The following is a 13,126-nucleotide window of genomic DNA, read 5'->3' as shown; positions in this document are numbered from 1 at the left end:
AGCCGACATCGACCCGATCGTCCCGTTCGCAACTGGTCCTTCCCCGAGCCACGCTCGGCGTGTCAGACCAAATACACCGCTCATCGGACAGACCCCCGGACGGGGGTCAACGTGGAGCACGCGCAACGCAGCGACTATGAACAGTTGACACCGACCACGCGGCGACGCAGCACCACCCAGCAAGTAACAGGGTCACCCACTGCAACACTCCGACCACTCAACCCGCAAGCCACCCATACCGATTAAGCGCTATCAAGTACGGCGCGCAAGGATGCCCCCGCTTCCCCGGACTGCTCGATGACCCAGTCCCGGAACTTCACCACGGCCGGGTCATCGTGATGGCCAGGTCCCGACACGGGCAGCGCACCGTCGAGCAGCTCCCCCGTCATGCTGTCGACGGTGACCACCCGGCCCCGGAGCCCGGTTAGGCTTCCTGCGCCGCAGCCGACGATGCAGGGGCGACCCAGCTCTCTGCTGACCACCGCAGCGTGTGACGTGGCACCTCCAATCTCGGTAACGATCGCTTGGGCGGCAAACATGCCATGCACGTCGTCGGGGTTGGTCGTCGGCGTGACGAGAATGACATCCTTGCCGTCCGCCGCTTCGGCCTCGGCCTCGTCTGAGGTGGTGACGACGACACCGGTGGCCACACCAGGACATGCGCACTCGCCTTTTGCCAACACCGTGGCCACCGCGCGCGCCTCGGGTTCCAGATGTGGTCGCAGCACCTCAGACAGTTGTTCCGGCGTCACCCTCGCCAGCGCTTCTTCGACATCGAGCAGTTCTTCCTCGCACATCGCCACGGCATGCCGGACCGCAGCGGTCGCCGAGCGCTTGGCAGAACGTGCCTGCAACAGCCACAGTTTGCCTTGTTCGACCGTGAACTCGATATCCTGGATATCACCAAACTTCTCCTCGAGCCTGCGTGTGGCAGTAAGGAGCTCGTCGTGCACTGCCGGCATGGACTCGGCGAGCTGACTCAACGGAAGCGGATCGAATTGTCCGGAGACGACGTCCTCGCCCTGGCCTCCCGGCAACCATTCGCCGAAGGGCTCGCGCGCGCCAGTCACCGGATCGCGACTGAACAGCACACCGGTGCCGGAGTCTTCGCCGAGATTGCCGAACACCATCGCCTGCACCGTTACCGCAGTGCCCGCATCGTCCGGTAGGCGATGGTGCTTGCGGTAGGCGGTCGCACGCGGTGAGTTCCACGACTCGAATACCGCGACCACAGCTGCCTCCAGCTGCTCCCACGGATCGTCACCCGGCTCCGTGCCGACGACCTTGGTGAACTGCTCAATGAACCGCCGGTGAGCGTCCGGCCCGAAGGAGGCGTCGCCTGACTTCCTCGACAACGCCTCGGCGACCTTAGCGTCGATCCCAAGGTTGAGGATAGTGTCCATCATCCCGGGCATGCTGTGCGCGGCACCCGAGCGGACCGACACCAGTAACGGCGCTTCGGGGTTGCCGAACTGGCGGTCGAGGATCGTCTCCAGCTCGGCGATACCTCGCCGCAAGTCGCCGGCGACCGAAGCGGGCAGCGAACGTCCCGCAGCGTAATACTCCACGCATAGCGTCGTGGGGAACACAAACGCGGGCGGCACGGGCATACCGAGTTCGAGCATGGTCGTGATGCTGAATGCCTTGCCACCGACCAACGTTCGGTCGACATCATGCCACTCACCATTCCCGAGCAGGATCATCGAGCGTCCCTTCGCTGGAAGTGCTGACAGCAGAAGCCGCACGCGATACCTCTGGCCGCGTGCCACCTCCTAACATCTCCCCTAGTTTAGTCTATTACAAAACTACTTTCCTATAGAGTAGGACTTGGACGGCGCGCTGTCCAATGACCAGCACCAAGGCAGGCAAGCTGGGACGAGCGCAGTCACATAGTAGGTCGACCCAGGACTTGGTCGACTCGCAGTAGCCATCCGCCAAAGCGATGATTTCTTCACGACCGTCGGCATGCTCATCCAAGCGGGTCTTGCCCGTGGATGCCCTCGGCCCACGCACACACGCAGTCCATGCCAGACAGGTCGCGCTCGGAGAACGCTCGTTGTTCGTCCATCCACTGCTCGGTGAGCTGCATGGTCACGGTTGACGACAGCCCCTTGGTCGAACTGACTCGATCACTGGGAAGGTACGCACCTTCCCAGCCGATTCCCAGGTTTCAAGCACCCCGGCACGCGATCCCACGCTGTACGTCCGGCGTCGAATATGCTCTAATGCTAGAGTACTATTGGCATCGTCCCTATTACCGCACGCGGCGGTCGGCGAGTGCGGATGGGTGCCAACGAATCCCGACCGGAAGGCGGAGATGAGCACATATACAGCACTGACGCTGTCCCAGGAAGGGCAGGTCACCGAGCTGCGGCTGTGCCGCCCAGAGATTGCCAACCGGTTCGACGCCACGCTGCATTCCGATTTGGCGCATGCGGTACGCGAGACGGCCGACGACGACGCAGTCAGGGCGATCGTCTTGTCCTCGACCGGGACTCACTTCTCCGCGGGCGGGGACTTCGACGCGATGCTGGCAGCCAACGCCGACCACGCAACGTTGATGCAGCAGGTCGACGAGGGCCGAAGACTGTTTCGTGCCTTCGCCGACCTGCCAAAGCCGTTAGTTGTCGCTTTGCAGGGTGATGCGTTCGGGGTGGCCGCGAGCCTTGTCCTGACGGCCGACGCGATCGTCGCGACGGCCGAGGCGAAGATCTCCGATCCGCACGTGCGTGTCGGCCTGGTCGCGGGCGACGGCGGATGCGTCGGCTGGCCTGCGAATCTGCCTTTCATTCGCGCCAAGCGTCAGTTGCTGTGGGGTGAGCCGATCACCGGACAGGACGCGTTCCAGCTTGGCCTGGTGACCGAGCTGGCCGACTCGCCGGAAGGGGTGCACACAACGGCGCTTGAGCTCGCCACCCGGGTCGCTGAGCTACCTCCGGTGGCCGTGCAACTCACCAAACGCGCGCTCAACAAGCATCTGCATGCGCGCATCGACGACGTGTTCGACCTGGGGTTCTACCTGGAGGCGATCAGTGCCCGCACCGCCGACGTCGCCGAAGCCGTCGCGGCGATCAAGGAGAAGCGAGAGGGTAGGTGGATCGGAGCATGACGACGATGCGGTCACCGCTGAACCGTCCGGTGTCGACGCTCGCTTCGGTGTGGGGCGCCGACGTGGTCCGTGATCCGAACTGGCCGGGGTTATGCTACCAGCCGCGGCCCGCGTCGATCATCGACATGCTACACGGCACGCGCCGGTGGGCCGACCGGGTGTTCTTAGTGCAGGGGGATCGTCGGATAACGTTCGGGGAGTTCCTTGATGCTCTCCCGCTGGGAGCGGCCGCACTGCACGAGTCAGGGGCGGAACCCGGCGACCACGTGTTCATCCTTGCCTACAACAGTCCCGAGTTCGTACTCGCGATCTGGTCAGCTTGGTGGGCTGGCGCGGTGCCGGTCCTTGGCAACCGCTGGTGGAGCGACCACGAGATCGAGCACGCCATTAAGGTTACAGAGCCGACCGTCGTGCTCAGCGATCGCTATTCACCTGAGGCAGCCACAAGCACGCCCTGGATGACGATGACCGAACTCGGAGTAAAATTCCAGGAGACTCCGAGCGTGTCGGGACCTGAACCGGTCCTACCCGCGGATGAGTACGCGCCTGGAATGGTCCTATTCACGTCCGGATCTTCTGGTGCTCCAAAGGCCGTGGTATTGCCACAGCGCTCGGTTGTAGCCAACCAGCAGAACCTCCTCACCCGTTCAGGGAATCTTCCCTCCACTATGGACATAGGTTCGCCGCAGGAAGTCATGCTCGCGGTCACCCCGCTCTTCCACGTCGGCGGCGTGTCGAATCTGATCACCCAATTAATCGTCGGTGGCAGGCTCGTGATGACCGAGGGCAAGTTCGACGCCTCGCAGGTGCTCGAACTGATAGAACGCGAGCGGGTGCAGCGATGGGGCGGGGTGCCGACCATGGCGGCCCGCGTGCTCGCTCATCCGGACTTCGACCGGAGGGACCTGTCCAGTCTGCGGTCCTTCCCGCTCGGCGGGGCACCTGTTTCGGCCGCACTGCTCGACCGGATGCGGGCGAAGCTTCCCCAACTCGAGAAGCGAGGGCTTGCCAACACATGGGGCATGACCGAGTCAGGCGGGTTCGTCACGGTCGCAGGCAATCGGGACCTCGAACGCTATCCCGGCACGGTCGGACGACCGTATCCTGTGGCGGAACTGCACATCCTCGACCCTGATGAGTCAGGACGCGGCGAGATCCTGCTGCGCTCACCGACCGTGATGCAGGGCTATCTCGGCAGCAACGAGGATGCAGTGGACTCCGACGGTTGGCTCCATACCGGCGATCTCGGCTGGGTCAACAACAATGGATATCTCTTTCTCGACGGCCGGTCCAAGGACATCGTCATCCGCGGCGGCGAGAACATCGCCTGCCCCCATGTCGAGAAGACGCTGCTGTCCCACCCCGACATCGTAGAGGCCGCAGTATTCGGTATCCACCATGCCGATCTCGGCGAGGAACTAGCAGCTGCCGTCACATGTCGGGCGGCAAGAGTGCCTTCCGAGGACGAGCTGCGCGTTTTCCTGCGGGATCGGCTGGCTCACTTCGAAGTGCCCGCACGGTGGGAGATCAGCAGTGAGTCACTGCCTACGCTCGCCGGCGAGAAAGTTGACAAGCGAGCACTTCGCAGCAGGTTCGAAAACCGAACATCGTGACCACTTCCTTAGGCTAATACCGCGCCTGTTATTCGAGAAGGACGGTTTCCGTGCGACTGACAGCTCCCGACGAGTACTTCCACCACCAGGTGTCACTGCCCCATGCGATGGTCGGGTCGAGTGACCCGAGCTGGCGAGAACGCTACTGGATCAGCATCCAGGACACCGAACGCAAGGACACCGTACTTACATGTGGGTTTGGCCAGTACCCGAACCAGGACGTACAGGAGGCGTTCGTCGTACTCGCACAGGGAGAACGCCAGACAAACCTCAGGCTGGCGCGAGAGCTTTCGCAGGCAAACGACGTCCTGCATGTCGGGCCGTTCTCGATCAAGGTCGACAAGCCGCTCGAGCAACTGCACCTTGTGCTCGACGACAACCCGTCGGGCGTTTCCTTCGACCTGCGGTGGACCGGCACCATGGAGCCGGTACTTGAGGGGCGCCACTACCAGGTGAGCCGTAACCGGGCCATCTACGACGCCATTCGCTACGTCCAGGTCGGTAGGGCGAGTGGCACGCTCCGGACGCCCACCGGCGAGGAGCGATCGGTTGAATCGGAGACGTGGTGGGGGGAGCGGGATCACTCATGGGGCACCCGGCCGCTGCCCCGCACCGAGGGCGCACCGCCCGGAGCACGGCCGGAATGGCGAATGCTCATGTTCTGCCCCATTCAGTTGCCTGACTTCGGCCTGCACTTCTACCTCTACGAGGCCGAGCCAGGGAGGCCATTGCACCTGTCGGCAGGAATCTCCAGGCCGATAACCGGGGACCGTCCCGGTTCCGGCGTTGCGGACGAGGCAATCGTCGGGGTCGAGCACGACCTCCGCTGGCTCGAAGGCGCTGCTCATTCCACACTCGTCGGTGGCACGATTGTGGTATCGCTGGCAAACGGTCGGAAACTCCCCTTCGAGGTCACTGCCCTGACCGGTCGCGCACACCTGCGCGGCGGTGGCTACGAAGGCTGGAACGGTTGGTTCCAGGGACATTGGAAGGGCGAGAACAGCCTCGAACACGACACCTGGGATCTGAGTGACGCGAGCCAGTTCTACCGATACGCCAAGGCATCAAGCGATCACCTGATCGAGGTGCGGCTCGGTGATCAGGTCGGGTATGGGGTGATGGAGTACATGGTGCTTCCCGGATACTCCAAGTATCCGGAGGCGGTTCCACCCAAGCCGCAAAGGAAGTCGTCGTGACCTCAGCAGATCCCGAGTCGGTCGCCCTGGTCACTAAGCTGCTGAGGGAGTTCATGACCAGGCGGCTTGGGGAAAGCGCCGAGGTGAGCGTCACCGGGCTGAAGCGGTCCGGACAAGGCTCGTCCTGCGAAAACTGGCCATTCGACGCAACCTGGCGCCGACAGGACGGCACAACGACCCACAAAGAACTGTTGCTGCGCCGCGATCCGCCTCATTCGGTCGCCGATACCGGTCGAGCCATCGAGTTCGACTTGCTGAAGAACCTGGAGCATACCAGTGTCCCTGCTCCGGTGGTCCATTGGCTCGACGACGGCGGAACAGAACTGCTGCGGCCGAGCATGGTGGTCGACCGCTATGCGGGAACCGCCGATCGCGCCGTGTTGCGGGATAAAGACCCGCTGAAGCTGGCTGACGATGGCAGGTTAGCGCTCGCGCGCGAAATCTGTGACACGCTCGCCGACGTACATCAGGTCAACATTGCTGAGTCCGGTCTGTGTGATGTCCTTCCAGCCCCCCGTGTATCTCCAGCCGAAGACGAACTGCTGCACTGGGAACAGCAGCTGAACTCGGCCGAACTGGAGCCACAGCCGGTGCTCAGGTGGGCGTTACGGTGGCTCTGCGACCACATTCCGCCACCGCCGGATCGGCTGACCCTCGTTCATGGCGACTTCCGCCCCGCTAATGTGCTCGTCAACCACGGTCACGTCGAAGTGCTGCTCGACTGGGAGCTGGCGCACCTCGGCGACCCGCTGGACGACGTGGGCTGGTACTCCGCGCCATTGTACCGTTCCGAGCATTTCATCCCCGGCGTGTGGGAGCAGCGCGACTTCCTCTGCCGCTACGTTGAACACACGGGCTTCGAAGTAGACCCCGAAGCATTGCGATTCTGGCAGACACTCACCATTTTCCGGCTCGCGGTAATCGCGTTGCAGGGCGTTCGGATCTTCTGCGAAGGCGAGTCCGACCGGCCCGCCGGTCCCCTGCCAAAGGTGCTGACCGAGCAGCTGGTAGCCGTGTTGACCGAGAAAACGCAATGAGAGGAAGTCGACCATGCATCCCACACCCGCTGAGCTGCTCGCCGGCGTCTGCCGCATCCTCAGCGAAGTGATCGAGCCCGATCTCAGCTCGGAGTACGCGCGGGCCCGGTCGCGCGAGGTGCGCGCGACCCTCATTCAGATCGACTGGGACAACGCTGGAATCGATCTGGGCGTACGTGTGGCCCGGCTGCACAATCTGCTGGTCGACTGTGGAGAGTGGATCGATGCGGAACCGACACGTCGTGCCCATTTCGGTACGGCTGGATCGCGACTACGATCCGTAACGTCGAACGGCGTCGACATCACAGGAGGCTTCGACGCCGCGAACCGACAACGGGCAGCCCAGGACGACGCCATCGTCGCCCTGATCAATCCGCTCGAGGACTGGCTGACCGACCACCCCGACGACAGCCACGGCAATTCCCTGCGACGCAACCTGCTCGAGCACTATAGGCAGGCATGACCGGCCTATTTGTCACGATCGCAGCTGCTTCTTGTAGAGCTTGCCGTCGTCACCTCGAGGCAGCCCGGGAATGATCTCGATGGAGCTGGGGCATCCGTTGTGCACAAGCCGCTCCCGGCAGAATGCCCTGAGGTTGACGAACATGCCGCAGCCGACGTCATCCGCCCGACTAGGAGACTGTTGAACAAGTGGGGTTATGCGGCGGGAAGAGCACCGACAGGGCCGTCTGTGGGGTCGACGATGTGGTCGCACTTCCCGCTAGTGGATTCGTGTGCTCGCTTGCTGGTGGGCGGGCAAGCGAGCAACGGGGCTTACTGGTGTGGCCCTTGAGCGAGTTCCCAAGTCCCGGTGTCGCGGGTGAGGCCGAGGGCAAGGAGTCGGCGCAGGTTGAGTCCGGCGATTCGGTGGTGCAGCCACTGGTCGTTCTTCGGCGTGCCTCGGTAGCGGAGCCTGCGGTTACCGCGGGTGAGCCAGGCGATAGTGCGTTCGACCATCGGCCGGTGTTGTCGGTATTCGTCCTGCCACGCCGGATCGGCGGCGGCGCGGCGAGCCACGCGTTGGAGCTTGTCGTCGGCCCGAATGGTGAGCTTTTTCGCTTTTAGGCTGGTGGTGCAGCCCTCGCGCAGCGGGCAGCCGCGGAAGGCGGAGCCGAAGGTGACCCGGCCCTGGGGCTGATCGGACGGGTCAGTCCGCTCGGGCAGGTCGCGGTCCGGTTGTCGTGGTCTATGGTGAAGTGATCGACGGTGAACCTGCCCGGCACGACGGCGCAAGTGGGAGTGGGTTTGACCCGGTCAGTATGCCCGCACTCGGACAGGTGGGCGCGGAACTCGCCGGTGCCGTAGGCCGAATCGGCCAGCACGGTCACCGGCGCCCTCGGCGGCGAGCAACTCGGCGCCGAGCGCGGCCTTGTGATGATCCGCACCGCTGGCTGGGGTGAGCGCGCAGTCGGTAACCAGCCCGGAGTCTGGCTCGACCGCGACATGGCCTTTGAACCCATCCTGGCGACGCGAGGTTGTCTTGTGGGCGTGTCGCGCCTTGGGGTCGACCGTCGAGATCAGCCTGTCGGGCGCGACCCGACGGGCGATGCGCCACCGGCCGATGCCATCGAAGTCCTCGGGCGGTTCCACGTCCTGCCCAACGAACAACGCCGGCAGCGACTGCCGCGGCCGCCTTGGGCCCGAGTTCGGCCTCGGTCATGTGGTCCAGCAGCCGGTGCGCATCGGGGACCAGCGCGTCCACCAGCTGCGCACGGACGATGGTGTCGTCCAAGGCGATCGCGCGATTGCCCGGATCGGTGTAGTCATGCCGAGTGCACTGCTCGATGTTCACCTCGGCGGCACCGGGCACGTCACGGCCGACTCGACGGATCGTGCCGATCAGTTGGGTCACCGTGTCCTGGGTGGCCACCGCGTCAGCGAGCGCCGTGGAATCCAACGCCCGCCCCGCATCATCCTCATTTCGGCCACGACCTGCTTGGCCGACTCAAAGATCCGGTTCGGCAGATGGCAATTGACCGGCGCGGTAGCGTCCTGACCGAGCAGCCACCCACAGGAACCCAGCCCACTCAAGGCGATTATCACAGACTATTGCACAAGTGGCGTCTTCCGGCGAACCCATGTCGATCGAACAGCCTCGCCAGCTGGTCGAACGTCGATCGAGCGCGCCGTAGGCGACGCTCTCACCCGGACCAGCGACGATCACCGCCGGCTGAGTCGGCACGGTACATGCGTGCGAACCCGGATGTATCTGCGATAACCGCTATCCGACCGTCACACTGCCCGACCGGCGGCGGCCTCCTCAGCGCGGGTCTTGCCGAGCAGTTCGATCAGCTCCTCGTGCAGCTCGAACCATACCTGGTGGTAGCTGTCCGCGATCGGCGACGTGACGAATTTCTGGTCGCCTGCTCGCGCCCTGGCGATCGCTGTGTCGAACCGAGCCGGGTAATGAGCGAGTCGAGGCACGACCTCGATGATCCTGCCGAGCAGCTCGGCGAAATTATGGTTCAGGGTGGCGAGACGGTCGATGACCGCCTTGTCGTACTCGACGTCGGCGTGGTCGTTCGGTGTCTGCTCGTCCCGCATCTGCCACGCTGTGGTGATCGACTTCAACTCGGTGTTGGCCGAGTCGAATTCGTCGTAGAGCTCCGTAAGCCGAGCGTGATCGATCTCAGCGCGCTCCGCGTCGAGCAGGTCGGTCAGGCGATGCTTGCCTTCCGGCGTCAGCCGGAACGACGGTCCAGCTTCCGCGCAGAAGCCCTCGTTCGTCGCCTCCGCGAGCGCAGTAACTGCCGCGTCCTCAGGTAGTGTCAACGTTTCCGCCACCCCAGCCGCAGTAGCCCTGCCCTTCAACCGGAGCAACTGGAGCACGGAGAGCTCAATCCCGGTCCCGTAGGAATAGTGTTCCGTTGACGATCGCGTCATTGCGATGCCTCCTCCTCAGTTAATAACACTCAGTCGACTTGCTCGCCAAGCGAGTCGCTCATGCGGCGACCTCGTCGAGAGCACAGGTAGGACGGCCGATCAACGAAGTGAGTCGGCGCACCTTCCTCGCCGTCCCTGCCCCGACAACTCCCGTCACGATCCCGTCGGCGGCATAGACGGCGACGAACTTCCGGTTGTCGTCATAGGACGCCCAGACGAGCTCGGATCTGAACACATCACCGAAAATCTGGATCCTGATCCCGTACTGATCGGTCCATAAGTAGGGAATAGAGAACTCAGCGTCGTCACACCCGAGAATCTCGTGAGCTACGATCCGCGCCTGTTCCCCCGCGCGCGTCCAGTGTTCGATCCTGCGATGTGCACCTGTCTGCGTGCGCCACGCCGCAACGTCACCGACGGCCCACACACCGTCAACACTGGTCCTGCCCCTTTCGTCACACAGCACGCCGTCGCCGACCCGCACGCCGCTGCCGTCGAGCCATTCCGTCACCGGCTCTGATCCAATGCCAACGACCACGACGTCAGCCTCGACCTCGCTGCCGTCGCTTAGCACCGCACCTGCGACGACGGAGTGCGCTCCGATGAGCTCATGCACCCCGACACCGCACCGCAGATCAACCCCGGCGGAGCGGTGCAGCCTGGCGACGAATTCACCAACCGTGTCGCCGAGTACGGCGGCAAACGGTACCGGCTGCTGCTCGACCACACACACACTCAGGCCCATCTCGGTAAGCGTCGCGGCGACCTCGCAGCCAATGAACCCCGCGCCGATGACTAGTACCGACCCAGCACCGCTAAGCGTTTGCCTGATGGCGAGGCAGTCGTCAAGCGATCGAAGCGCGTGCACTCCGGGTGCCCGCAGCGCGGGAGGAAAAGTTCGGGGCCGCAACCCGGTCGCAATGATGAGTTGATCGTAGTCATGTGTCGTTCCGTCATCGAGCGCGACTCGGTGGTCGATCGGGTCAATCGACGTCGCCGCGGTTCCGAGCCGCAGGACGACGTCATTGTCAGCGAAAAAGGCATCGTCCCGCAACCGGGCGCCGGATGCGGCCTTGCTTCCGCGCAGCACGCCCTTCGACAGCGGCGGCCGATCGTAGGGTGGATACTTCTCCGCACCGACAAGCACGAGCTCACCACGGTGCCCAGCGCGCCGCAGCTCCTCGACGGTGCGGAGACCGCCAATTCCGGCTCCGGCCACGACTACCGTGGCGTCCTCATTTGCGATGGTACCTTCACGCCGCATTTAGGGTGCACCGACCGTTGCTGAGCACCACCGTGCCGTCGTCCTTGCGGGTGCGAAACAGTCCTTTGTCCTCCTCAGTGCGCCAGATATCCACATGCAAGGAATCGCCGGGGAGGACCGGCGACGCGAACCGCGCCTCCATACTGCGGATACCGGTCGCATCACCGGCGGCGAGGATATGCACCAGGGCACGCCCAGTAAAGCCGTACGTGCACAGTCCGTGCAGGATCGGCCGCTCGAACCCCGCGCGATTGGCGAACGCCGGGTCGGAGTGCAGCGGGTTGTGGTCACCACAGAGCCGATAAAGCAGTGCCTGATCCGGCCTGGTCGCGTAGCTCACCGTGCGGTCCGGCTCCCGATCCGGAACCTGCCAGGACTCGCTCGGGCCACGGTCGCCGCCCCAGCCACCGGCACCGCTAATATACAACGCCATGCTAGTGCGGAAGAGCAACTCCCCACTCTGCTCGTCGATCGATTCCGACTCGATGACTACGAGCGCGGCCTTGCCCTTGTCGTACATGTCCGCGATCCGAGTCGTGGTCAGCGCTGCTCCCTCCGGCGGGATTGGCCGCAAGACTTCCACACCCTGCTCGGCGTGGACGAGCTTCGACCAGTCGAATGAACCGAGCTGCTTGAAGATCGTCGGGTCAGTGCCAAGCACGACCGGATAGGTGGGCAGCACCTGCTGGGATACACCAGTCGTGTTCTCAGTCGTGAAGGCGAGCTCATCAGTTCCAGCGCCCACCGCGAGGGCGTAAATCATGCAGTCGTCGGGACTCCAGGTCATCCTTCGTGGACCCGACTGAGCTCCGATCGCCGTGGGGTCAAGTGGCATCGCGGCTTCCCTTCTGCGCTCTGCGGCACACCAGTCGTGAAAATCGCGGCGAGCGGATTCGAGACTCGACCTTCGCTAGCTCTACTCGCTTGCACAATGGTCTATTATTAGACTATAGGCAAATCATTGTCAACGGAGGGAGCTACGCGATGCGCGTCATGATCGACCTTGCCAAGTGCTGCGGCAACGGAATGTGCGTAATGGAGGCACCCGCCGTGTTCGACCAGCACGACGAGGACGGAACCGTGATCTTGCTCGACGAATCTCCCGGAACCGACCAGGAAGAAGCGGTGCGCAGCGCCGCAAAGCACTGCCCCACCGAGGCGATCACTCTGGTGGACGCCTGATGATCGTGGTGACCTCGTTCACGAAAGTATTAGCGGTCTCGCATCCGATAGTTGGTGGCGGCACGACGGCGTTGGTACGTCGGAGCAGATCGCTCCGGTAGCTAATGCGGGTGGGTTCAGCCTCTTCACAACACTGACCCAGCTGACCCCAAATGCCCTCGAGAAGGAATCCGTCCGCTACCGGCATCCGATGGATCAGCGCATCGGCGTCAATACGATTACACCGACGCTGCGGTTGCTGCGTGGGCAAAGCTCATCGAGACCGCAGGGACCAGTCCTGACCTCTATCTGCCCCGTCCGAGGCCGCAGGCCTGCGGTGATCAACAGGTACGTGACCGTCCGGCACGCGATGAAGACCGAGCAGCTTGGCGTGGACGCGGTATTCGCCAAGGGGTTCGAGTGCACGGAACACCCTGGCGAGGGCGACATCGGCGGCCTGGTCTGATTCCAGCGGCGACGGCGACACTGGCCATTCGTGTGATCGCAAGCCGTGGAATCGTCGACACTCGCGGCCTTGTCGGGACACTGATGAATGGTACGGACGCGGTAGACATGGGCACCCGGTTCGTCGCGACCCATAAGGCTCAGGTGCACGAGAACACGATTCGGCGAAACCTAGCAAACCACGAATGACCGACCAATGTCATCTGCCGGAAGTTCCGCAACGCCGTTCGGGTCGTGAAGTACGATGTCTCCGACAGCGCCGCCGAAATCGAGGTACGCATCGGAAATACCTTCGGCGACATCGCCGAGCTGGTGCTCGGGACGGGTCAACGTACGGAGTCCTCGAGAAGGGCCATCTCCACAGGGGCCTATGGTGAGCAAGACACACCCATAGTCTC

Annotated in this window: 13 protein-coding genes and 1 pseudogene; 8 read left to right on the top strand and 6 right to left on the bottom strand. The window is 63.6% G+C overall.

Features of this window, described 5'->3' with window-relative positions; translation table 11 throughout:
• Positions 1-242 precede the first annotated feature (242 nt).
• Positions 243-1,703, bottom strand: a complete 1,461-nt coding sequence (locus CHB84_RS20725; RefSeq protein WP_089303338.1) for a pyruvate, phosphate dikinase — start codon at positions 1,701-1,703, stop codon at positions 243-245.
• 614 nt (positions 1,704-2,317) lie between these two features.
• Here CHB84_RS20725 and CHB84_RS20720 point away from each other — a divergent pair.
• The 5 genes from CHB84_RS20720 to CHB84_RS20700 are packed head-to-tail and all read left to right on the top strand — an operon-like array spanning position 2,318 to position 7,418.
• Positions 2,318-3,109 carry an enoyl-CoA hydratase/isomerase family protein gene (locus CHB84_RS20720; RefSeq protein ID WP_089303337.1) on the top strand — a complete coding sequence of 264 codons (792 nt, stop codon included), beginning with the start codon at positions 2,318-2,320 and terminating at the stop codon, positions 3,107-3,109.
• On the top strand, positions 3,106-4,722 hold the full coding sequence (locus CHB84_RS20715) for a class I adenylate-forming enzyme family protein (RefSeq protein ID WP_217898673.1): 1,617 nt from the start codon (positions 3,106-3,108) through the stop codon (positions 4,720-4,722). The genes CHB84_RS20720 and CHB84_RS20715 overlap by 4 nt, the downstream gene beginning before the upstream one ends.
• A 50-nt stretch (positions 4,723-4,772) precedes the next feature.
• Positions 4,773-5,918, top strand: a complete 1,146-nt coding sequence (locus CHB84_RS20710; protein ID WP_217898672.1) for an Rv3169 family protein — start codon at positions 4,773-4,775, stop codon at positions 5,916-5,918.
• The gene (locus tag CHB84_RS20705) at positions 5,915-6,955 is read left to right on the top strand and encodes a phosphotransferase family protein (protein ID WP_217898670.1); all 1,041 of its coding nucleotides are present in this window, start codon (positions 5,915-5,917) and stop codon (positions 6,953-6,955) included. Before CHB84_RS20710 ends, CHB84_RS20705 begins: the two co-directional genes overlap by 4 nt.
• A gap of 13 nt (positions 6,956-6,968) precedes the next feature.
• A complete protein-coding gene (locus CHB84_RS20700; RefSeq protein WP_089303336.1) occupies positions 6,969-7,418 on the top strand; it encodes a hypothetical protein in 450 nt (149 codons plus the stop codon).
• Positions 7,419-7,430: 12 nt separating this feature from the next.
• Here the strand turns inward: CHB84_RS20700 and CHB84_RS23835 are convergent, their stop codons facing one another.
• The 5 genes and pseudogenes from CHB84_RS23835 to CHB84_RS20670 all read right to left on the bottom strand — a co-directional run bounded on the left by CHB84_RS23835 (position 7,431) and on the right by CHB84_RS20670 (position 11,889).
• Entirely contained in the window at positions 7,431-7,562 is a 132-nt protein-coding gene (locus tag CHB84_RS23835; RefSeq protein WP_281251786.1) for a hypothetical protein, read from the bottom strand.
• Positions 7,563-7,729: 167 nt separating this feature from the next.
• Positions 7,730-8,917, bottom strand: a pseudogene (locus CHB84_RS23640) (transposase); the annotation flags it as partial.
• Positions 8,918-9,187: 270 nt separating this feature from the next.
• Entirely contained in the window at positions 9,188-9,838 is a 651-nt protein-coding gene (locus CHB84_RS20680) for a hypothetical protein (protein ID WP_089303332.1), read from the bottom strand.
• A gap of 58 nt (positions 9,839-9,896) precedes the next feature.
• Positions 9,897-11,102 carry an NAD(P)/FAD-dependent oxidoreductase gene (locus tag CHB84_RS20675; RefSeq protein WP_089303331.1) on the bottom strand — a complete coding sequence of 402 codons (1,206 nt, stop codon included), beginning with the start codon at positions 11,100-11,102 and terminating at the stop codon, positions 9,897-9,899.
• Positions 11,092-11,889 carry a MaoC family dehydratase gene (locus CHB84_RS20670; RefSeq protein WP_425432324.1) on the bottom strand — a complete coding sequence of 266 codons (798 nt, stop codon included), beginning with the start codon at positions 11,887-11,889 and terminating at the stop codon, positions 11,092-11,094. The genes CHB84_RS20675 and CHB84_RS20670 overlap by 11 nt, the downstream gene beginning before the upstream one ends.
• Positions 11,890-12,086: 197 nt before the next feature.
• Here CHB84_RS20670 and CHB84_RS20665 point away from each other — a divergent pair, with 197 nt between their 5' ends.
• The 3 genes from CHB84_RS20665 (at position 12,087) to CHB84_RS24100 (ending at position 12,917) form a co-directional block, all read left to right on the top strand.
• Positions 12,087-12,284 (top strand): ferredoxin, encoded by a 198-nt coding sequence (locus CHB84_RS20665; RefSeq protein ID WP_089303329.1) that lies wholly within the window; start codon positions 12,087-12,089, stop codon positions 12,282-12,284.
• 316 nt (positions 12,285-12,600) lie between these two features.
• A complete protein-coding gene (locus CHB84_RS24105) occupies positions 12,601-12,729 on the top strand; it encodes a hypothetical protein (RefSeq protein WP_425432323.1) in 129 nt (42 codons plus the stop codon).
• The gene (locus CHB84_RS24100) at positions 12,684-12,917 is read left to right on the top strand and encodes a nitronate monooxygenase (protein WP_425432322.1); all 234 of its coding nucleotides are present in this window, start codon (positions 12,684-12,686) and stop codon (positions 12,915-12,917) included. The genes CHB84_RS24105 and CHB84_RS24100 overlap by 46 nt, the downstream gene beginning before the upstream one ends.
• Positions 12,918-13,126 lie beyond the last annotated feature (209 nt).

Origin of the sequence: Haloechinothrix alba (genome assembly GCF_900188115.1) — a bacterium.
Taxonomy (GTDB): Bacteria; Actinomycetota; Actinomycetes; order Mycobacteriales; family Pseudonocardiaceae; genus Haloechinothrix; species Haloechinothrix alba.
The sequence above is the reverse complement of the archived record's forward strand: the minus strand, read 5'-3'. Positions and strand labels throughout refer to the sequence as shown.